Raw genomic sequence first — 20,266 nt, 5'->3', positions numbered from 1 at the left:
CTGCCCCGCACCCGCATCACTGCGGGTGCACGGCCTCGAGCCCGTCGAGCAGCGCCTTGTGGAAAGCGTCCGGATCCTGGATCTGCGGCGCGTGTCCGAGCGCCGGGAATTCGACGAGCTGCGCGCCGGGAATCGCGGCCTGCGTGCGCTTCGCGAGCTCCGGATAGCGGCCGAGCTTCGCGTGCACGTCGGGCGGCGCGACGTCCTTGCCGATCGCGGTCGTATCCTTGTCGCCGATCATCAGCAGCGTCGGCACGCGGATTGCGCCGAATTCGTAGACCACCGGCTGCGTGAGGATCATGTCGTAGATCAGCGCGGAGTTCCACGCGACCGCGTCGCGGCCGGCGCCGCGATACATCCCGGCGAGCATCTGCACCCAGCGCTCGTACGACGGCGACCACTTGCCCGCGTAGTACGTGCCCTGCTCGTAGCGGCGGATGCCGTCGGCCGTGGTCTTCAGTTCGCGCGCATACCAGTAGTCGACCGACAGCGGCGGCACGCCGAGCGCCTTCCAGTCCTCGAGGCCGATCGGGTTCACGAGCACGAGCTGGTCGGTCGCCTTCGGATACATCAGCGCGTAGCGGATCGCGAGCATCCCGCCCGTCGAGTGGCCCAGGATCGTCGCCGACTTCACGCCGACCGATTCGAGCAGCGCGTGCGTGTTGCGCGCGAGTTGCTGGAAGCTGTACTGGTAGCGTTCGGGCTTCGACGACTTGCAGAAGCCGATCTGGTCCGGCGCGATCACGCGATAGCCGGCGCGGCTCAGCACGCCGATCGTGTCCTCCCAGGTCGCCGCGCAGAAGTTCTTGCCGTGCAGCAGCACGACGGTGCGGCCGTTCGGGTGCGCAGGCTGCACGTCGAGGTACGCCATCTCGAGGGTTTCGCGCTGCGACACGAACGCGTACTCGTGCACGGGCGCCGGATACGCGAATCCTTCCAGGCGCGGGCCGTACACGGGCCCGTCGTTGGCGGCGGGCGTCGCGGCGGCGGCCGCAAAGGGCATCGCGCATGCGGCGGCGGCACTCGCGCCGAGCACGGCGGCGCGCGCGACGGACAACATCTTGCAAATCGAAAGCATGGCGATCACGGTGATTGGGGACGCGCGCGGGCAGCCGGGCTGCAGCCGTGCTGCGTCGCGCCCCGCGATTCTACGCGCTCGCGTGACGACGGCGCGCAACACTCCGGGGCCGCGCGACTTCCGCGCGTATGACGAACTCGGGTATCGTGTGACGTGACCCTGAAACGCGGGCAGGCGAATTCCCATGAAAAACGTCCTCAGCATTCAGTCGCACGTCATCTACGGCCATGCCGGCAACAGTGCGGCCGTGTTCCCGATGCAGCGTCTCGGCATCAACGTCTGGCCGCTCAACACCGTCCAGCTGTCGAATCACATGCAGTACGGCCACTGGGCCGGCAGCGCGATCGATGCCGCGAAGATGGAACAGCTCGTCGACGGCGTCGCCGCCATCGGCGCGCTCAAGCGTTGCGACGCGGTGCTGTCCGGCTTCCTCGGCTCGCCGCCGCAGGCGCGCGCGGCGGTCGAGATCGTGCGCTCGGTGAAGGCGATGAATCCGAACGCGTGGTACTTCTGCGATCCGGCGATGGGCCAGACGGGCGGCATCCGGCCCGAGCCCGGCGTCGAGGAATTCATCGTCCAGGAAGTGCCCGCGCTCGCAGACGGCATGTCGCCGAACCACACCGAACTGCAGAAGCTCGCCGGGCGGCGCATCGAGACCGTCGCCGAAGCCGTCGACGCGTGCCGGGCGCTGATCCGCCGCGGCCCGAAGATCATCCTCGTCAAGCACCTGCACGACCGCAACAGCCCGGCCGACCGTTTCAACATGCTCGCCGTCACCGAAACCGAAGCGTGGATCGGCCAGCGGCCGCTGTATGCGTTTCCGCGCCATCCGGTCGGCGTCGGCGACCTGACCAGCGCGATCTTCGTAGCGTGCCGGCTGCGCGGCGACTCGGTGCGCGCCGCGTTCGAGCACACGCTCGCGGCCGTGCATGCGGTCGTGAAGGCCACCTACGACGCCCGCCGCTACGAACTCGAACTCGTCGCCGCGCAGGACGAAATCGCGCGGCCGAGCGAATGGTTCGGCGCGTGGGTGACCGACGCCTGATGCCTGATGCCTGACGCGTGCGCATCGCCATCCTGGCCGCTGCCGTCCTCTGCCGTCCTGGCCTTCCCTCTCCCGCCCCGCTATCCCGCTATTCCGCTATCCCGCTATCCCGCTATCCCGCTATCCCGCTATCCCGCTATTCCGCTATCCCGCTATCCCGCTATTCCGCTATTCCGCTATTCCGCTATCCCGCTATTCCGCTATTCCGCTATTCCGCTATTCCGCTATTCCGCTATTCCGCTATTCCGCTATTCCGCTATTCCGCTATCCCGCTGCCCCGCTATCCCGCTATCCCGCTGCCCCGCTGTCCCGCCGCTCCCCGCTCCTCCGGCGTGCCACGCGCCGCCCCCCCCGGCCGGCCGCCGCTTCCACGCAGTTCGTGCGGCGACGCACCGCCGGCCGCGATCCGATCCATGCGTGCAAACGTTTCCGGACTTCACATGAATGACACCGATTCCTCGCTATGCTCGCGGCGGCACGAACCGGCGCAGCCGCATCCTGCGACCCGGCGCGCGCCGTTCCCGCAGGTCCCGCCAATCGGCTCCCCCTTTAACGCACGATAACGACCATGACCCGATCGAACCGTCGTGACTTCCTGCGCGTCGCCGCCGGCACTGCCGGCGCCGCCGCGCTGAACCTGTTTCCGCCCGTGATCCGCGATGCGCTCGCGATTCCCGCGAACCGCCGCACCGGCACGATCCGCGACATCGAACACATCGTGATCCTGATGCAGGAGAACCGTTCGTTCGACCACTACTTCGGCACGATGCGCGGTGTCCGTGGCTTCGGTGACCCGCGCCCGCTGCGTCTCGCGAACGGCAAGTCGGTGTTTCACCAGCCGGTCGGCCCGGCCGAACTGCTGCCGTTCCACCCGGGCGCCGACAAGCTCGGCCTGCAGTTCCTGCAGGATCTGCCGCACGGCTGGCAGGACATGCACGCCGCCTGGAACAAGGGCCGCTACGACCAGTGGGTGCCGAACAAGGGCACCACGACGATGGCGTACCTGAAGCGCGACGACATCCCGTTCCACTACCAGCTCGCCGACGCGTTCACGATCTGCGACGCCTACCACTGCGCGATCCCCAGCTCGACCGACCCGAACCGCTACTACATGTGGACGGGCTACGTCGGCAACGACGGCACGGGCGGCGGCCCGGTGCTCGGCAACGACGAAAAGGGCTACGGCTGGACGACCTATCCGGAAGTGCTCGAACAGGCCGGCGTGTCGTGGAAGATCTACCAGGACGTCGGCACGGGGCTCGACGCGAACGGCTCGTGGGGCTGGACGCAAAACCCGTACATCGGCAACTACGGCGACAACTCGCTGCTCTACTTCAACCAGTACCGCACCGCGCTGCCCGGCACGCCGCTGTACGACAAGGCGCGCACCGGCACCAACATCAGCGCCGGCGGCACGCTGTTCGACGTGCTGCAGCAGGACGTGAAGAACGGCACGCTGCCGCAGGTGTCGTGGATCTGCGCACCGGAAGCGTATTCCGAGCATCCGAACTGGCCCGCCAACTACGGCGCGTGGTACATCGAGCAGGTGCTGAAGGCGCTCGTGTCGAATCCCGACGTGTGGAGCAAGACCGCGCTCTTCATCACGTACGACGAAAACGACGGCTTCTTCGATCACGTACCGCCGCCGTTCGCCCCGCAGTCGCGCGACAACGGCCTGTCGACGGTCGCGACGACCAACGAGGCATTCCCCGGCGACGCATCGCACATGGCCGGCCCGTACGGCCTGGGGCCGCGCGTGCCGATGCTCGTCGTGTCGCCGTGGACCAAGGGCGGCTGGGTCTGCTCGCAGACCTTCGATCACACGTCGCTGCTGCAATTCATCGAGGCGCGGTTCGGCGCGCAGTATCCGGTCACGGCCGCCAACGTGTCGCCGTGGCGTCGCACGGTGTGCGGCGACCTGACGTCGGCATTCGAGTTCGCGACCGCGGACGCCGCATGGCCGACGCTGCCCGACACGAGCGGCTACGCGCCGCCCGACCGCGTGCGCCATCCCGACTACATCCCGGTCCCGCCGGCGCTGCAGAAGCTGCCGAAACAGGAGGCCGGGCTGCGTCCGGCGCGTGCGCTGCCGTACGAGTTGTTCGTGCACGGCCGCGTCGAAGCCGCGAACGGCCAGTTCCGGCTGACCTTCGCGAACACGGGCCGGGCAGGCGCGGCGTTCCAGGTCCAGTCGCGCAATCGCGTCGACGGCCCGTGGGCATACACGGTCGAAGCCGGCAAACGCGTCGCCGATACGTGGAACGCCGCCGCGTCGCTCGGCCTGTACGACCTCGACGTGTACGGCCCGAACGGCTTCTACTGCCATTTCCGCGGCCCGTTCGCGACCGGCGTCGGCAGCGCGAACGTGAACCCCGAGGTGATCTACGGCTACGACGTCGCGAACGGCAACATCACGCTGCGCCTGATGAACCGCGGCCACAAGGCCGTGCGGCTCAAGGTCACGAACGCGTACGGCCACGGTCACGCGCGCACGTTCGACCTCGCGCCGGGCGCGCACGTCGACGATTACTGGGACCTGCGCGGCAGCAACGGCTGGTACGACCTGACCGTCAGCGACGGCCGGCTGCTCGGCTTCCTGCGCCGCTTCGCGGGCCACGTCGAAACGGGCCGCCCGAGCACCAGCGACCCGCTGATCCGCACGACCGCATCGCACGACGACGCGGAAGCCGCATCGGACGCCCTGTCCGACTGACGCCGACCCGACACGGCGCGGCCCCGGCGGGCCGCGCCGCTGCGTTTGCCCCCGCTCCGCCCCCCTTCCTCCCCCGCCCGTTCCGTTCGCGACGGGAAACTCCCGATACCGGCCACCCGCGCACGCGCGGAAGCTATGCGCAAATCCGCATCGAATGCGCGGCAAATTTCCAAGACCCGTGCATATCGGCGACCTATATATCGAGGCAATCGGGGCTCTTCGCGGAGCCTGACGGGAGATGTTTCCGAGGATCACGATGCCGACCTCCCCGCCCGATTCGGAGAAGCGGTCGAACCGCCCGCCCGTCGCACGCGCCCGGCCCGCCCGAACGCGTGCGGTACCCACTCGCAGGTGTCGAACAAGAGGAACAACATGAAATTCCGTCATTCCCTGCTGTCGGTGTCGATTGCATCCGCGCTTGCCCTCCTCTCGCAACAGGCCGCCCAGGCTGCCGACGCAACCGACGTGAAGGTCGGCTTCGCCGCGCCGCTCACGGGCGTGAACGCCGGCTACGGCAAGGATCTGCAAAACGGCGTACAGCTCGCGCTCGACGACGCGGTCGCGCAGAAGGTGCAGATCGCCGGCAAGCCTGCCCACTTCAATCTCGTCGTGCAGGACGACCAGGCCGACCCGCGCATCGGCGTGCAGGCCGCGCAGGCGCTGGTCGACCAGAACGTGTCGGTCGTGGTCGGTCACTTCAACTCGGGGACGACGATCCCTGCGTCGGTGGTCTACGACAAGGCCGGCGTTCCGGTGATCGACCCGGCCGCGACCAACCCGACGCTCACGTCGCGCGGGCTCGCGAACATGTTCATGGTGATCGCGACCGACGGCCAGAATGCCGGCAATGCGGGCAAGTACGCGGTCGACGTGACGAAGGCGAAGCGCATCGCGATCATCGACGACCGCACCGCGTTCGGCCAGGGCGAGGCCGACGAATTCGAGAAGGCCGTGAAAGCCGCCGGCGGCAACCTCATCGGGCGCGAGTTCACCAGCAACCAGGCGGTCGATTTCCGTGCGCAGATCACGAGCCTGAAGGGCAAGAACCCCGACCTGATCTTCTTCGGCGGCCTCGATTCGCTCGCCGCGAACTTCATCAAGCAGATGCGGCAGCTCGGGCTGAACGCGCAGTTCGTCGGCGGCGGCGGCGTGAAGGACAACGAGTTCATCAAGATCGCGGGGCCGGCCGCCGAAGGCGCGATGGCGTGGGAATACGGCCGGCCGCTCGACGAGTTGCCGCAGGGGAAGGATTTCGAGGCGCGCTTCAAGAAGCGCTTCGGCGTCGACGTGCTGTCGTATGCTCAATTCGGCTACGACGCCGCATGGGCGGCGATCAAGGCGATGCAGGCGGCCGGTTCGACCGACCCGAAGGCCTATCGCCCGGCGCTCAAGAAAATCGACTTCGAAGGCGTGACCGGCCGTATCTCGTTCGCGAACGACGGCTCGCTGAAGAGCGGGATGTCGACGCTGTACCAGGTGAAGAACGGCGCGTGGAAGACGATCGTGACGAAGGGAGGCTGATCGACGAGGCAAGCGGCCGGCGGCGTCAACGCCGTCTGGCCGCGGAGATCGAGGTGGTCATACCGATCTTGTATGACGACTGATGTTGAAGCGATGCGGCCGGGCTCGCAGCCGCGCGAGCCCCACGACGCAACGGTCAGCCGGCTTCGGCCTCGGCTGCCTCGTGCGCGCGGCGCAGCCGCTCGCGGCTGTTCGTGAGGTGCGTGCGCATCGCGGCGCGGGCGGCTTCCGGGTCGTGGCGCGCGATCGCCTCGTAGATGTCCTCGTGCTCGTGGTTCAGCCGGCCGACGTAGCGCTCGAGGTCGTCGCCGGCAAAGCGCGCCGAATTCACCCGCGTGCGCGGGATGATCGAGGTGCCGAGCTGCGTCATGATGTCGACGAAATAGCGGTTGCCGGTGGATTGCGCGATCTGCAGGTGGAACTGGAAGTCGAGCTGCGCGGTGTCGCGGCCGCCGCCCGCGCCCGTCGCGATCGCGTCGAGCGCGCGCCGCAGCGCGGCGAGGTCGGTATCGTTCGCACGCTGCGCGGCGAGGCTCGCGCACTCGCTTTCGAGGCTGATGCGCAATTCCAGCACCGCGAGCACGTCGCGCAGCGTCGTGATCGTCGCGGGATCGATGCCGAGCGTCTGGCGGCGCGACGGCTCCAGCACGAAGCTGCCGATGCCGTGGCGCGTCTCGACGAGGCCGCTCGCCTGCATCCGCGAGATTGCTTCGCGCACGACCGTGCGGCTCACGCCCTGCGCCGCCATGACTTCGGTTTCGGTCGGCAGCTTGTCGCCGGGACGCAGCGTGCCGTTTTCGATCTGCGCGGTCAGCGCGTCGACGACATCTTGTGCGAGGCTGCGTGCGCGACGGCGCGGCGCTGCGGGAAGCGTAGGCACGGACATGTGGCCGGTTCCTTTTTGAATGATCGTAATGTGAGCCGAGGGTTTACGCGGGGTTTGAGCGAAAGCCGATGATTCATTATACTGCGTCACAAGTCATCCGACGACTGATGATCGGCGCACGGATCTCCTGTCGACTCAGGTCGGCTGTTCAGCACCGCCCGGTCCCGTGCGTGACGATCGACCCGCGTTCGCGTTCTGCGCTCCGCCGGCCGGTTGTCGCTCCCACCCCTCTTTCGGGTTGCGTCGACATGCGGGGCTTGCGCGCCGCGCACGTCGGTTGTCGAATGATCGCACCTCCCGCCGCGCGCGGCAAAGCTTTTGCCGCACGGCACCGCTCACTCTTTCGCCATCGCCGCCCATGAACGCCGTCACTGCCTCGCCTTCCCACGACACGCCGCGCATCGTCGACCTGCAAGCGATTCCGGTCGCCGGCCACGACAGCATGCTGCTCAACCTGAGCGGCGCGCACGGCCCGTTCTTCACTCGCAACCTCCTGATCCTGAAGGACAGCGCGGGCCGCACGGGCGTCGGCGAAGTGCCCGGCGGCGAAAGCATCCGCCGTACGCTCGACGACGCGCGCGCGCTCGTCGTCGGCCAGCCGGTCGGCAACTATCACGCGGTGCTCAACGACGTGCGGCGTACCTTCGCCGACCGCGACGCGAGCGGCCGCGGGCTGCAGACCTTCGACCTGCGCACGACGATCCATGCGGTCACCGCGCTCGAAGCCGCACTGCTCGACCTGCTCGGCCAGCATCTGGGCGTACCGGTCGCCGCGCTGCTCGGCGAAGGCCAGCAGCGCGAGCGCGTCGAGATGCTCGGCTACCTGTTCTACGTCGGCGATCGCACGAAGACCGCGCTCCCCTATCGAGACGGCCGCGGCGCGACCGACGACTGGACGCGCGTGCGCGACGAAGCCGCGCTGACGCCCGAAGCCGTCGTGCGGCTCGCCGAAGCCGCGCATGCGCGCTACGGCTTCAACGACTTCAAGCTGAAGGGCGGCGTATTCGACGGGGCAAGCGAGATCGAAGCCGTGACGGCGCTCGCCGAGCGCTTCCCCGACGCGCGCGTGACGCTCGATCCGAACGGCGCATGGTCGCTCGACGAGGCCGTGCGGCTGTGCCGCGACCAGCATCACGTGCTCGCGTATGCGGAAGATCCGTGCGGCGCGGAGAACGGATACTCGGGCCGCGAGGTGATGGCCGAATTCCGCCGCGCGACGGGGCTGCCGACGGCGACCAACATGATCGCGACCGACTGGCGGCAGATGGGCCATGCGGTGCAGTTGCACGCCGTCGACATTCCGCTCGCCGATCCGCACTTCTGGACGATGCAGGGGTCGGTGCGGGTCGCGCAGATGTGCCGCGACTGGGGCCTCACGTGGGGTTCGCATTCGAACAACCACTTCGACGTGTCGCTCGCGATGTTCACGCACGTCGCGGCCGCGGCGCCGGGCCAGGTCACCGCGATCGATACGCACTGGATCTGGCAGGACGGCGAACGGCTGACGCGCGAGCCGCTGAAGATCGAGAACGGGCTGGTGGAAGTGCCGAAGCGGCCGGGGCTCGGCATCGACATCGACATGGATGCGGTCGCGCTCGCGCACGAGCTGTACAAGCAGCACGGCCTCGGCGCCCGCGACGACGCGGCGGCGATGCAGTATCTGATCCCGGGCTGGACGTTCAACAACAAGCGCCCGTGCCTCGTGCGCTGAGTGCAGCGCGAGCCGGGCGGCGAAACCGCCCGGTCGGACGGGAATCGGCAGGCATGATGCGGTGCGCGGCCGGTCCGGCTGGCGCCGGGCTTGAAACGCCTCGCGGGTGGAACGGGATCCGGATGGTTGTCGCCATGCCGGACCTGAGTGGCCGCACTTGGCTGGGCAGCCTTAGTTGGGCGCCCTAACCGGGCGTCCCTAGCCGGGCGCCCCTATCCCCCGCGCCATCCCCGACGCGGCGAACACGATGACGATCACCAGCAGCGCCTGCCAGTGGCCGATCCGCACATAAGTGCGCGCACGGCCGATATCGGGCATCTGCTGCCGCCGCGCGGCGACACGCCAGCGGATCAGCCCCAGCATCGGCGCGATCTCGAGCAGCAGGATCAGCACGAGCGCAGTCATCTTCAGGTGAAAGAGCGGTTCGTGCAGGTAGTACGCGGTCCCTTTCTCGAAACCGCCGAACGCGCGCGCAAGGCCCGTCGCGATCAGCACGAGCGCGGACAGCCCCCAGACCGCATCGGCCTTGAACACGCCGGGCAAATCGGCCGCCTGCGCCGAAGCGACGAGCCGGCGCAACGCGCGGTTACGCCCCGCGATCGCGGCAAACGCGACGCCGAACGCACTCAGGTGAATGGCAGCCAGCAACCAACGGACGATCATCGCGCCTCCTTGTCGCCCGCAACCGCTGCGGGCCCTATCAGACGATCTGCTTGAGCGCCGCGTCGAGCGCGAGCACCGCGACCCGATCGCCTTCGGTCGCGAGCGGCGTGCGCATCACGATCTGCCGGTTATGGCCGACAGCCGCCGGCGAATCCCACAGCAGTTCCACCTTCGGTCGATTGAACAGGCTGCCGCGGCGCGGCGGCACGACCGCCGGCTGCGCGCCCTGCTCGCCCGCGGCGGGTGCCGCGCGGCCGGGCCAGCGCACCGACAGTTCGCGCGCGTCGTACTGGCCCACCTTGCGGCTTTCCATCCAGACGATCGCGGTGCGCGTCAGCACGTCGAGCGAAATCGCATACCGGCCGACCGCGAAGCGGCGCGCGGCCACGTTGGTCCGCCACAGCGGCCGCGGCCGGCAGATCCATACGATCGCCGCGTACAGCGCCGGCGCGGCGACGAGCCAGCCGTTGGTCGCCGTCACCGCATGCAGCGCACGGCGCCAGCCGGCCGCCCACGTGAACGCGCCGATCGACCACACGGCGAACAGGAGACCGATCAGCGCGAACACGCGCAGCGCCTGGCGCAGCCACTGCGGCAGCGGATGGAACGGCCGCTCGGCCCGTGCGGCGGCGCCCGGCAGCGCGAGCAGCAGGAAGATCAGGATGAGGTAGATGAATGCCCACGGCGACGACACCATCGCCGACAGCGACGAGCGATAACCCATCTGGGACATCGAGAACAGCCAGCGCGCGAGCAGCACGAGACCGATCGCGCGCAACGCGAAGATCACGCCGGCGCCGGGGGCCGGCGCTGCGCGCGTGGTTTTCGTTCTCGCCAAGACTGCTCTCCTCTGGATATTCGTACTGGGCCGGATTTCACGGCACGGCCATTATAGGGACATTACCGTCTGGACAGATGGCCGGATGGCGTGCCGGGCCGCTTCGGAGGCCGTTCGCAGCGCCGGGCGCGGCGAGAATACAACAGATCCGCGCCGCAGATGTGACAACGCCCCGCCGGAAAACCCGGACGGGGCGTCGTGACGGCCGCGCGCCGCCATGCGGCGGCGGCCCGCGATCAGCTTGCGTTGACTTCGCGGAGCACCGTACGGCGCTTCTGGCGCAGCAGTTCCTCGTAGCCCTTCACGTAGTTCTGCGCCATCACCTTCGACGAGAAACGGGCTTCGAACGCGGCGCGAACCTTCTCGCGCGGCAGCGTATCGAGGCGCTTGAGCGCGGCGACGGCCGACAGCTCGTCTTCGACGACGAAGCCCGACACGCCGTTGTCGATCACTTCCGGTACCGAGCCGCGCTTGAACGCGATCACCGGCGTGCCGCAGGCCATCGCCTCGATCATCACCAGGCCGAAAGGCTCCGGCCAGTCGATCGGGAACAGCAGCGCGTGCGCGTTGCCGAGGAATTCGGACTTTTCGGACTCGCTGATTTCGCCGATGTACTCGACGTGCGGCAGCGCGAACAGCGGCTTGATCTTCTCTTCGTAGTACGCGCGGTCGGCCTTGTCGAGCTTCGCGGCGATCTTGATCGGCAGGCCGGCCTGCTCGGCGATGCGGATTGCCGTGTCGACGCGCTTCTCCGGCGAGATGCGGCCGAGGAACGCGAGGTAGCTCGGCTTCACGTTCGGGATCGGCGTCAGCAGGTTTTCCGGCAGGCCGTGGTAGACGGTCGACAGCCAGTTCGCCTGCGGCAGCGGGATGCGCTGGTTGTCGGAGATCGACACGACCGGCACGTCGCTGAATGCATTGAAGATCGGCTGCAGTTCCGGCAGGTCGAGACGGCCGTGCATCGTCGTCAGATGCGGGACCGGCTGGCGCGAGAACAGCGAGAACGGGTAGTAATCGATGTGGCAGTGCAGGACGTCGAACTCTTCCGCGCGACGGCGCACCTGCTCGAGGAGCAGCATGTGCGGGGCCATCACGTCGCGGATCGTCGGGTCGAGGCGCAGCGCCTGCGGCCAGCACGCTTCGAGCTTCGCGGAAGTTTGCGAATCGCCGCTCGCGAAGAGCGTGACGTCATGCCCCATCTCGACAAGTGCTTCGGTGAGGTAGGACACCACCCGCTCGGTGCCGCCGTACAGTTTCGGGGGCACCGCTTCGTGCAACGGAGCGATTTGGGCGATTCGCATGCGTAACTCCTAAAAAATCGGCAAAAAACCAGGTATGGGTCGGCAACCTGCCGGCGGTCCGGGCTGGATGCATGTCGTCCGAACATCGGACGAATCAGCCTGCCGGGAGCGTCGAAACCCGCGCTGCTCAAGGAGCGTCGGCGACGAGACAGGCATAGAACGTTTGAAACGAAGACCCGTTGACAGGGGTTCGTAAAAAAACCTGGAATCGAACCCGGAGCCGATTATCTAGGGTTAATCCCGATACGGCGCGCGACATTTCAAACACTTTACTTTGTTACAAAGGCGCAACACTTTGCAACCCGCGGACTCGGGCGTCCGTTCTAGAGTGGAAGGCCCTTTTGGCGATCCTTGTCACCCGCAGCTGCCGGCAGCGTGATTCCGGTACACGAGGCAGGACGGGATGCCGGATTTTATCTCAAAATCGATCGCGAGCCTCTGGCCAAGGCAAGATTCGCGCAGCGCGACGCAGGCCTTGTTTACAATGCCGGATTATTCAGTCCGGGCGAACGCCGGCCTGCGATCCAGCCGCCACGCTCAATCACCGAATCACCGCACGGATATTTTGGACTCTCTCACCCCCGCCCAGCGCAACGCCCATAACGCGAAGCTGTCGAGCTACGCGCATCGGCCGATCGCGTTCCTGTTCCGCTACATCCGCCTCCACCCCGCCGCGCACCTGATCGTGCTCTGTAGCGTGCTGGCCGCCGTCGGCTGCGCGCTCGGCTCGCAATATGCGATCAAGCACCTGATCGACGTGCTGGCAACCGGACGCCATCACCCGGGCCCGCTGTGGAGCGCATTCGCGCTGCTCGTCGGGCTGATCGCGGCCGACAACCTGCTGTGGCGCGTCGGCGGCTGGGTCGCCGCGCACACGTTCGTCGCGGTTACCGGCGATCTGCGGCGCGACCTGTTCCAGTACCTGATCGGCCATTCGCCGACGTATTACTCGGAGAAGCAGCCGGGCACGCTCGCCAGCCGCATCACGGCCACGTCGAACGCGGTCTACACCTCGGAAAACACGATGGCGTGGAACGTGCTGCCGCCGTGCATCGCGGTGATGGGCGCGATCCTGATGATCATCGTCGTCAATCCGCTGATGGCGGCCGGCCTGCTCGGCTGCTCGGCCGTGCTGTCCGTGATCCTGTTCAAGCTCGCCGGCCGCGGCTCGGCGCGCCACCACGCGTTCGCGGCGAAGGCCGCGGCGGTCGACGGCGAGCTCGTCGACGTGATCGGCAACATGGGCCTCGTGCGCGCGTTCGGGATGACCCTGCGCGAACAGAAGCGCTTCGGCGCGACGGTCAAGGCCGAGATGGACGCACGTCAGCAGAGCCTGTTCTATCTCGAGAAGCTGCGGCTGCTGCATGCGGTGATCACCGCGATGCTGTCCGCCGGCCTGCTCGGATGGGCGCTGTGGCTGTGGGACCAGGGCCGCGCGACGTCGGGCGACATCGTGCTCGTCAGCTCGCTCGGTTTCACGATCCTGCACGGCACGCGCGATCTCGCGGTCGCGCTCGTCGACGTCACCCAGCACGTCGCACGCCTGTCCGAAGCAGTGAAGACGCTGCTCGAACCGCACGGAATGCCGGACAGCTCGGACGCGCAGCCGCTGTCGGCCACGGGCGGTCGCGTCGACTTCGAGCGCGTGACGTTCGCGTACCCGCACCGCCGCGCGATCCTCGACCACTTCGACCTTCATATCGAGCCGGGCCAGCGCGTCGGTCTGATCGGCAAGTCGGGCGCCGGCAAGTCGACCGTACTCGCGCTGCTGCAGCGCTTCTACGACACGCAGGACGGCGTCGTGAAGGTCGACGGCCAGGACGTGAAGGGAATCACGCAGGACAGCCTGCGCCACGCGATCGCGCTGGTGCCGCAGGACATCTCGCTGCTGCACCGGACGATCTACGACAACATCGCGTACGGCCGCCCCGACGCGACCCGCGACGAAGTGCTCGCCGCAGCGCGCGACGCACGCTGCGCGGAGTTCATCGAGGCGATGCCGGAAGGCTATGACACGATCGTCGGCGACCGCGGCGTCAAGCTGTCGGGCGGCCAGCGCCAGCGCATCGCGATCGCGCGCGCGATCCTGAAGGATGCGCCGATCCTGCTGCTCGACGAAGCGACGTCGGCGCTCGACAGCGCGTCCGAGGAAGCGATCCAGAGCGCGCTCGACCGCCTGATGGTCGGCCGCACGGTGATCGCGATCGCGCACCGCCTGTCGACGCTGCGCAACTTCGACCGCATCATCGTGATGAACAACGGCAAGGTGATCGACGACGGCCCGCCCGACGTGCTGCGCAGCCGCCCGGGCCTGTATCGCGACCTGCTCGCGAAGCAGCACGGCCGCCATCATGCGCCCACCGACGGCAACACGCAGACCGGCGAACGCGTGGCCTGACGCGCCGGCATCGAGCCGACAAAAAAGCCGCCGTGCGTCTCGCACGGCGGCTTTTTCAATTGCAGCGGCGGCAATGGAGCGGATCAGGCCTGCTGCAGATCGCGCAGGAAATTGTCCCGCCACACCGATACGTTGTTCTCGCGAAGCTGCGCGATCATGTCCGCGTAGCGCGCGCGCCGCTCGGCGAGCGGCATCGTCAGCGCCTGCGACAGCGCATCGGCCATGCCGTCGATATCGATCGGGTTGACGATCAGCGCGCCCGTGAGCTCTCGCGCGGCGCCCGCGAAGCGCGACAGCACCAGCACGCCCGGATCGTCCGGATTCTGCGCGGACACGTACTCCTTGGCAACGAGGTTCATCCCGTCGCGCAGCGGCGTCACGAAACCCACGCGCGCGAGCCGGTACAGCGCGGCCAGCACCTGGCGGTCGTACTGACGGTGAATGTAGAGGATCGGCGCCCAGTCGAGCTCCGCGTAGCGCCCGTTGATACGCCCCGACTCCGCTTCCAGCTGCAGGCGGATGTCCTGGTATGCGCGCAGGTCCGCACGCGTCGATGGCGCGATCTGCAGGAACGACACGCGGTTGCGGATCGACGCCTGGTGCTCGAGCAGCTTCTCGAACGCACGGAATCGTTCGACGAGCCCCTTCGAATAATCGAGCCGGTCGACGCTCATGATCAGTTGCCGCCCGCGCAGCGACGTCGCGAGCGTACGCACCGCCTTGCCGTGCTCGCCCGCCTGCGCGAGCGACGCGATCTCGTCCGGATACACGCCGATCGGATAGGCGGCCGCGCGCAGCGTCTGGCCGAACGCGCGCACGCGCACCGTGGGTCCGTCGTGCTCGATCTCGCCGCCCCCCTCGAACTCGACGTAGTCGCAGAACGCGCGCAGATCGGGCTCGGTCTGGAAGCCGAGCAGATCGAACGCGCACAGCGACTCGACGAGCTCGCGGTGCGGCGGCACGTTGACGAGCACCTGCGCGGCCGGAAACGGGATGTGCAGGAAGAAGCCGATGCGGTTCTTCACGCCGGCGTCGCGCAGCGCGCGCGCGAACGGAATCAGGTGATAGTCGTGTACCCAGATCACGTCGTCGTCCTGCAGCAGCGGCACGAGCTGCTGCGCGAGCCAGACGTTGACGCGGCGATAGCCGTCGAATTCGTGGCGATCGTACTGGATCAGGTCCGCGCGGTAATGGAACGCGGGCCACAGCGTCGCGTTCGAGAACCCGCGGTAATACTGGTCGTAATCGCGGCGCGACAGCCCGACGGTCGCGAACGTCACGGGCCCGCGCTCCTCGATGCGGATCTGCGGCTGCGGTGCGCCGGACGCGACCACTTCGCCGCTCCAGCCGAACCACATGCCGCCGGTTTCCTTCAGCGCGTCATAGACGCCGATCGCGAGGCCGCCCGCCGCCGGTTCGCCTTCCGAAATCGGTGCGACGCGGTTTGAAACGATGATGAGCCGGCTCATGCGTGAGGCTGCCCCGCGCCGAGCCAGCATGCGATCCGCTCATGCAGTGCGTCGACCGAATCGAGCCGCATGCGCGCGGACGTCTCGCCCGCACCGACCTTGATCGACAGGCCGCCGCGCGCGTTGACCACCGCGAAGCCCTTCTCGTCGGTCAGGTCGTCGCCCGCGAACAGCGGCACGCGGCCCGCAAAGGGCGGCTCGTCGAGGAATGCGGCCAGCGCGCGGCCCTTGTCGACGCCCTTCGGCTTGATTTCGAACACCATCTTGCCGGGTTGCAGCACGTACGCGTCCGCATAGTCGGCGACGAGGCGCTCGGCCGCTTCACGCGCCACCGCCTCGCGCTCGGGCGCATTGCGAAAGTGCAGCGCGACGGCCGCACCCTTGATCTCGAGCAGCATGCCCGGATGGCGGTCGACCACGCCCGCGAGCTCGCGCTCGATGCGCAGCAGGCGTTCGTCGTTGAAGCCGATGCGCTGCGTGTCGCCGTTCGCATCGCGGCGCTCCGCGCCGTGCAGGCCGGCGATCGGCATGCCGGGCATCTTCAGGAACGTGTCGAGGTTGTCGATGCCGCGCCCGGACACGATCGCGACCGCGCCGTGCGAACGGCGCGACAACTCGTCGAGCAGCGTCAGCAGCGACGGCGGAACGTGAATGCCGTCGGGCGTCGGCGCCAGCTCGACGAGCGTGCCGTCGAAGTCGAAGAAGAACGCGGTATCGGTCAGGGACAGGGAAGCCGGAACGGATTGCATCGATTCGATAATTTGAGGGGCGGCCGGCAAATGCCGGCCGCCGCTGCGCGAATGGAGTTGTGCGCATCTTACCGCGCCTGCGCCCCCGGATGGGCGAAACCGGGGCAGCGCGGACATCGCGCCGCCCGCCGCGTCAACTGCGACATATTGCCCCGCTCGTCCGTCCCGTACCGGTTTCGAAAGGACGCAGGCGCGCGAATTGCGCTACAGTCGCAACCGCTTCCCGCGCGACGCCGCCATACGGGCAATTTCGGACATTCCCGTAGAATGTTTTTTAATTTGGGGTTGCGCGTTCCATATGGAAACAGTCCCTAAGATGCCGTCTGCCCGTCCCACGCCGCACCGGCGCCTCTCCCGCCTCATCCGCACGGCCGCGGCCCTCGCCGCCGCCGTGGCGCTCGCCGCGTGCACGCACGACGAGCCGCGCTGGAACCTGACCAACGTCACCGGCCACCTGCCCGACCTGTCGTTCAAGCTGACGGGCGGCGACGGCCATCCCGTCGATGCCGATGCGTTTCGCGGCCGCGTCGCGCTCGTCTACTTCGGCTACACGCACTGCCCCGATGTCTGCCCCGAAACCCTGGCGCGACTGATGGAAGTGCTGGCGAAGCTCGGTCCGCGGGCGGACGACGTGCGCATCCTGTTCGTATCGGTCGATCCCGCGCGCGACACGCCGCAGGCGATGCAGTCCTATGTCGCCGCCTTCGACGCCGCGCATGCGCGCGGCCTGACCGGCACCGACGGCCAGATCGAGTCGCTCGCGAAGCGCTATCGCGTCGCGTACCAGATGGAAAAACGCGATCCGTCCGGCGGCTACGAAGTGACGCACAGCTCGGCCGTCTACATCTTCGACGCGACCGGCCGCGCGCGCCTGCTCGCGACCGATCGCGATTCGCCCGACGCCATCGCCGCCGATGTGCGCCGGATCATCGACACTGCCTCCACGACCTGAATTCCGCCATGAACACGAAAACGCCCCTCAAGACGTTCGCCCTCGTCGCCGCGCTGTGCGCCGGCGCCCACGCCTATGCCGCCGGGGCGATCAGCGCGCAGAACGCCTGGGTCCGCTGGCTGCCGAACAAGCTGCCCGCGGGCGGCTACGTGACGCTCGTGAACACCGGCGACAAGCCGATCGACCTCGTCGACGTCGACAGCCCCGACTACGGGATGGCGATGCTGCACCAGACGGTATCGAACGGCTCGACGCAGAAGATGGAGATGGTCGACAAGCTGACGATCCCCGCGCGCGGCAAGGTCGACATCGCGCCGGGCGGCTATCACTTCATGCTCGAGGAGCCGAAGCACGCGATCAAGCCGGGCGACACCGTGCACCTGCGCCTGAAGTTCTCCGACGGCGAAACGGTCGATGCGCCGTTCGCCGTGAAATCGCCGGCCCAGGCGAAGTGATGCACGCGCGATGAACCTCCTGTACTGGCTCGATCCGTGGGAACCGTCGCCGACCGTGGTCATCGCGGTGCTGGCGGCCGCCGTGCTGTTCGCGCGCGGCGCGAAGAAGGCGAAGGTGTCGCCGCTGCGGCAGTTCTCGTTCTGGTTCGGGCTGACGGCGCTCTACGTCGCGCTGCATACGCGGCTCGACTACTTCTTCGAGCACGAATTCTTCATGCACCGCGCGCAGCACCTCGTGCTGCATCACCTCGGGCCGTTCTTCATCGCGCTGTCCTATCCGGGCGCGGCGATCCGCGCGGGCATTCCGTTCCGCTGGCGGCAGCGCTTCGTGCGCCCCGCGCTCGCATGGGCGCCCGTGCGCGCGACGCTCGACGTGGTGTTCCATCCGGTCGTCGCGGTCGTGCTGTTCGTCGGGCTGATCTATTTCTGGCTGCTGTCGCCGATCCACTTCGTCGCGATGCTCGACTGGCGTCTCTATCGCGTGATGAACTGGAGCATGGTGATCGACGGGCTGCTGTTCTGGTGGCTCGTCGTCGATCCGCGTCCCGCGCCGCCCGCGCGGCTGTCGCCGGGCCGCCGGATCCTGATCGTCGTCGCGGCGATCCCGCCGCAGATCGCGCTCGGCGCGCTGATCTTCTTCACGCCGCACGAGCTGTATCCGATCTACTCGATCTGCGGCCGCGCGTTCACGTGGCTGAGCCCGCTGCGCGACCAGCAGATCGGCGGCCTGCTCCTATGGATTCCCGGCTCGATGATGAGCGTGATCGGCGCGCTGATCGCGCTGCGGCACTGGCTGCGGCTGTCCGCGCGCGGGCGCCTGATCGGCGAACGGGTCGCGCAGCGCGCGGACGAACCGCCCGTCGCACGCGGCGCGCACTGACGGCCGCGCAGCGCGGCGCGCGTCACGCGCGCGCGCTGCTCATCCAGACGTGCGGGATGCCGTCCTCGTCGTGCACGTCCGAACTCGGCGTGAAGCCGAATGCCCCGTAGAAACGCTGCAAGTGAGCCTGTGCATGCAGGCTCACCGGCGTATCCGGCCACTGCGCGCGGATATGCTCGAGCGCGCGCGACAGCAGCCCGTTGCCGAGCCCCGCGCCGCGAAACGCGGCGGTCGTCAGCACGCGGCCGATGCGCACGTCGGTGTGCTGCGCGTCCGGCAGCAGCACGCGCAGATAGCCGGCCACGCGGCCGACCGGATCGAAGGCCGCCAAGTGCCACGCGGCCTGGTCCGCATCGTCGATGTCGCGATACACGCAGTTCTGTTCGACGACGAATACGGCGCTGCGCGCTTCGAGGATCGAATAGACTTCGCGCGCCGTCAGCGCGTCGAAGGATTTCCAGCGCCAGTCGAGATCGGCGGTGCTCGGGGATGCGGCGGGGGCGGATGCGTTCATGTGCGGTCCTGATTCGGGCGCGCCGACTAGCGCGCGGCAACCGTCGATTATGCCTTGAAGCGCGCATCGCGCGCGACCGCCTGCCCACGCGCGAAAAAAAGGCCCCGCATCGCGCGGGGCCTGCTCGTCATGCCGTCATGCCGGCATCTGGCCGAAGCGGCCGCTGTTGAAGTCGTCGATCGCGGTACGAATCTCCGCTTGCGAGTTCATCACGAACGGACCGTAGCCGACGACCGGCTCGTCGATCGGCTCGCCGCTCAGGATCAGCAGCTTCGCGTCGCCGTTCGCTTCGATCTCGACGTCGCTGCCATCGCGGCCCAGTTGCACGAACTGCGCTTCGCGGGCCACCGTCTCGCCGTTCACCTGCACGGTGCCGCTCAGTACGACCACCGCGAGCGTACGCCCGTCGGCGACCGGGAACCGCGCATGGCCGCCTGCCACGAGCCGCACGTCCCACACGTCGATCGGCGTGTGCGTGCGGGCCGGGCCGCGCCGCCCGTCGAGTTCACCGGCGACGATCCGCGCCCGCCCCGCGCCGTCCGGCAGCTCGACCACCGGGATATCCGCGTTCAGCAGCGTCTGGTAGCCGGGCGCGCCCATCTTGTCCGCGGCGGGCAGGTTCACCCACAGCTGCACCATCTCGAGCGGGCCGCCCTGCTTCGTGAACGCCTCCGAATGGAATTCCTCGTGCAGGATCCCGCTCGCGGCCGTCATCCACTGCACGTCGCCCGGGCCGATCGTGCCGCCCGCGCCGGTCGAGTCGCGGTGCGCGACTTCGCCGTCATAGACGATCGTCACCGTTTCGAACCCGCGGTGCGGATGCTGGCCGACACCGCGCGGCACGGTCGTCGGTTCGAACGTCGCCGGGCCCGCGTAGTCGAGCAGCAGGAACGGGCTCAGATGCGTGCCATGAGACTGGTAGCTGAACATCGAACGCACCGGGAAACCGTCGCCGACCCAATGACCGCGCGGCGCACTGTACACACCCTGGATCTTCTTCATTGCCCTTCTCCATATTGCGGCGAAACCCGTGTTTCGCATCCTTGAATGACAATATAGAGATGGAACGATCGATCCGGTAGACTGCCGAAAT

Annotated in this window: 17 protein-coding genes; 8 read left to right on the top strand and 9 right to left on the bottom strand. The window is 68.0% G+C overall.

The annotated features are described in order from the left end of the window. Positions 1-16: 16 nt before the first annotated feature. Complete coding sequence (locus CFB46_RS09695) at positions 17-1,078, bottom strand: alpha/beta fold hydrolase (protein ID WP_089499854.1); 1,062 nt, start codon at positions 1,076-1,078, stop codon at positions 17-19. 184 nt (positions 1,079-1,262) lie between these two features. On the opposite strand from CFB46_RS09695, the gene pdxY reads away from it, so the two are divergent. From pdxY to CFB46_RS09680, 3 genes are all read left to right on the top strand, one after another. Beyond that, a complete protein-coding gene (gene pdxY, locus CFB46_RS09690; RefSeq protein ID WP_027783968.1) occupies positions 1,263-2,123 on the top strand; it encodes a pyridoxal kinase PdxY in 861 nt (286 codons plus the stop codon). Between the two features lie 568 nt (positions 2,124-2,691). Next, positions 2,692-4,836 (top strand): phosphocholine-specific phospholipase C, encoded by a 2,145-nt coding sequence (locus CFB46_RS09685; protein WP_089499853.1) that lies wholly within the window; start codon positions 2,692-2,694, stop codon positions 4,834-4,836. A gap of 372 nt (positions 4,837-5,208) precedes the next feature. Further along, entirely contained in the window at positions 5,209-6,357 is a 1,149-nt protein-coding gene (locus CFB46_RS09680; RefSeq protein WP_027783966.1) for a branched-chain amino acid ABC transporter substrate-binding protein, read from the top strand. A gap of 136 nt (positions 6,358-6,493) precedes the next feature. Here the strand turns inward: CFB46_RS09680 and CFB46_RS09675 are convergent, their stop codons facing one another. After that, a complete protein-coding gene (locus CFB46_RS09675) occupies positions 6,494-7,243 on the bottom strand; it encodes a FadR/GntR family transcriptional regulator (RefSeq protein ID WP_089467013.1) in 750 nt (249 codons plus the stop codon). A 358-nt stretch (positions 7,244-7,601) separates the two neighbouring features. On the opposite strand from CFB46_RS09675, the gene gudD reads away from it, so the two are divergent. Continuing rightward, a complete protein-coding gene (gudD, locus tag CFB46_RS09665) occupies positions 7,602-8,954 on the top strand; it encodes a glucarate dehydratase (protein ID WP_089499852.1) in 1,353 nt (450 codons plus the stop codon). Positions 8,955-9,152: 198 nt separating this feature from the next. On the opposite strand, the gene CFB46_RS09660 is transcribed toward gudD, so the two are convergent. The 3 genes from CFB46_RS09660 to CFB46_RS09650 all read right to left on the bottom strand — a co-directional run bounded on the left by CFB46_RS09660 (position 9,153) and on the right by CFB46_RS09650 (position 11,756). After that, complete coding sequence (locus CFB46_RS09660; RefSeq protein ID WP_089499851.1) at positions 9,153-9,617, bottom strand: DUF2214 family protein; 465 nt, start codon at positions 9,615-9,617, stop codon at positions 9,153-9,155. Positions 9,618-9,654: 37 nt separating this feature from the next. Next, complete coding sequence (locus CFB46_RS09655) at positions 9,655-10,455, bottom strand: hypothetical protein (RefSeq protein ID WP_089499850.1); 801 nt, start codon at positions 10,453-10,455, stop codon at positions 9,655-9,657. Between the two features lie 236 nt (positions 10,456-10,691). After that, entirely contained in the window at positions 10,692-11,756 is a 1,065-nt protein-coding gene (locus CFB46_RS09650; protein WP_089499849.1) for a glycosyltransferase family 4 protein, read from the bottom strand. A gap of 565 nt (positions 11,757-12,321) precedes the next feature. Between CFB46_RS09650 and CFB46_RS09645 the strand changes: the two genes are divergently transcribed. After that, positions 12,322-14,154, top strand: coding sequence for an ABC transporter ATP-binding protein (locus CFB46_RS09645; RefSeq protein WP_027783960.1), 1,833 nt, complete (start codon positions 12,322-12,324; stop codon positions 14,152-14,154). 83 nt (positions 14,155-14,237) lie between these two features. Here CFB46_RS09645 and otsA read toward each other — a convergent pair whose 3' ends face one another. Both otsA and otsB read right to left on the bottom strand, forming a co-directional pair. Beyond that, a complete protein-coding gene (gene otsA / locus CFB46_RS09640; RefSeq protein ID WP_089499848.1) occupies positions 14,238-15,623 on the bottom strand; it encodes an alpha,alpha-trehalose-phosphate synthase (UDP-forming) in 1,386 nt (461 codons plus the stop codon). Next, the gene (otsB, locus tag CFB46_RS09635; RefSeq protein ID WP_027783958.1) at positions 15,620-16,372 is read right to left on the bottom strand and encodes a trehalose-phosphatase; all 753 of its coding nucleotides are present in this window, start codon (positions 16,370-16,372) and stop codon (positions 15,620-15,622) included. Before otsB ends, otsA begins: the two co-directional genes overlap by 4 nt. Positions 16,373-16,688: 316 nt before the next feature. Between otsB and CFB46_RS09630 the strand changes: the two genes are divergently transcribed. Genes CFB46_RS09630 through CFB46_RS09620 form a run of 3 tightly spaced genes read left to right on the top strand, consistent with a single transcriptional unit; the run spans position 16,689 to position 18,659 of the window. Next, positions 16,689-17,324, top strand: coding sequence for an SCO family protein (locus tag CFB46_RS09630; RefSeq protein ID WP_027783957.1), 636 nt, complete (start codon positions 16,689-16,691; stop codon positions 17,322-17,324). A gap of 8 nt (positions 17,325-17,332) precedes the next feature. Next, positions 17,333-17,779 (top strand): copper chaperone PCu(A)C, encoded by a 447-nt coding sequence (locus tag CFB46_RS09625; RefSeq protein ID WP_027783956.1) that lies wholly within the window; start codon positions 17,333-17,335, stop codon positions 17,777-17,779. A 10-nt stretch (positions 17,780-17,789) separates the two neighbouring features. After that, the gene (locus CFB46_RS09620) at positions 17,790-18,659 is read left to right on the top strand and encodes a cytochrome c oxidase assembly protein (protein WP_027783955.1); all 870 of its coding nucleotides are present in this window, start codon (positions 17,790-17,792) and stop codon (positions 18,657-18,659) included. Positions 18,660-18,681: 22 nt separating this feature from the next. Here CFB46_RS09620 and CFB46_RS09615 read toward each other — a convergent pair whose 3' ends face one another. Together CFB46_RS09615 and CFB46_RS09610 are read right to left on the bottom strand one after the other, a co-directional pair. Next, on the bottom strand, positions 18,682-19,173 hold the full coding sequence (locus tag CFB46_RS09615; RefSeq protein ID WP_089499847.1) for a GNAT family N-acetyltransferase: 492 nt from the start codon (positions 19,171-19,173) through the stop codon (positions 18,682-18,684). A 135-nt stretch (positions 19,174-19,308) separates the two neighbouring features. Further along, positions 19,309-20,175 carry a pirin family protein gene (locus CFB46_RS09610; protein ID WP_089499846.1) on the bottom strand — a complete coding sequence of 289 codons (867 nt, stop codon included), beginning with the start codon at positions 20,173-20,175 and terminating at the stop codon, positions 19,309-19,311. Between the last annotated feature and the right edge of the window lie 91 nt (positions 20,176-20,266).

This window comes from Burkholderia sp. HI2761 (assembly GCF_002223355.1).
GTDB lineage: Bacteria > Pseudomonadota > Gammaproteobacteria > Burkholderiales > Burkholderiaceae > Burkholderia.
Note: the sequence above shows the minus strand (reverse complement) of the source record. Positions and strands in the feature narration are given on the sequence as shown.

What these genes read in the sequence shown, in the direction of transcription:
- CFB46_RS09695 (WP_089499854.1), bottom strand. Translation starts at nt 1,078, where the DNA reads ATGCTTTCGATTTGCAAGATGTTGTCCGTCGCGCGCGCCGCCGTGCTC.
- pdxY (WP_027783968.1), top strand. Translation starts at nt 1,263, where the DNA reads ATGAAAAACGTCCTCAGCATTCAGTCGCACGTCATCTACGGCCATGCC.
- CFB46_RS09685 (WP_089499853.1), top strand. Translation starts at nt 2,692, where the DNA reads ATGACCCGATCGAACCGTCGTGACTTCCTGCGCGTCGCCGCCGGCACT.
- CFB46_RS09680 (WP_027783966.1), top strand. Translation starts at nt 5,209, where the DNA reads ATGAAATTCCGTCATTCCCTGCTGTCGGTGTCGATTGCATCCGCGCTT.
- CFB46_RS09675 (WP_089467013.1), bottom strand. Translation starts at nt 7,243, where the DNA reads ATGTCCGTGCCTACGCTTCCCGCAGCGCCGCGCCGTCGCGCACGCAGC.
- gudD (WP_089499852.1), top strand. Translation starts at nt 7,602, where the DNA reads ATGAACGCCGTCACTGCCTCGCCTTCCCACGACACGCCGCGCATCGTC.
- CFB46_RS09660 (WP_089499851.1), bottom strand. Translation starts at nt 9,617, where the DNA reads ATGATCGTCCGTTGGTTGCTGGCTGCCATTCACCTGAGTGCGTTCGGC.
- CFB46_RS09650 (WP_089499849.1), bottom strand. Translation starts at nt 11,756, where the DNA reads ATGCGAATCGCCCAAATCGCTCCGTTGCACGAAGCGGTGCCCCCGAAA.
- otsA (WP_089499848.1), bottom strand. Translation starts at nt 15,623, where the DNA reads ATGAGCCGGCTCATCATCGTTTCAAACCGCGTCGCACCGATTTCGGAA.
- otsB (WP_027783958.1), bottom strand. Translation starts at nt 16,372, where the DNA reads ATGCAATCCGTTCCGGCTTCCCTGTCCCTGACCGATACCGCGTTCTTC.
- CFB46_RS09630 (WP_027783957.1), top strand. Translation starts at nt 16,689, where the DNA reads ATGCCGTCTGCCCGTCCCACGCCGCACCGGCGCCTCTCCCGCCTCATC.
- CFB46_RS09625 (WP_027783956.1), top strand. Translation starts at nt 17,333, where the DNA reads ATGAACACGAAAACGCCCCTCAAGACGTTCGCCCTCGTCGCCGCGCTG.
- CFB46_RS09620 (WP_027783955.1), top strand. Translation starts at nt 17,790, where the DNA reads ATGAACCTCCTGTACTGGCTCGATCCGTGGGAACCGTCGCCGACCGTG.
- CFB46_RS09615 (WP_089499847.1), bottom strand. Translation starts at nt 19,173, where the DNA reads ATGAACGCATCCGCCCCCGCCGCATCCCCGAGCACCGCCGATCTCGAC.
- CFB46_RS09610 (WP_089499846.1), bottom strand. Translation starts at nt 20,175, where the DNA reads ATGAAGAAGATCCAGGGTGTGTACAGTGCGCCGCGCGGTCATTGGGTC.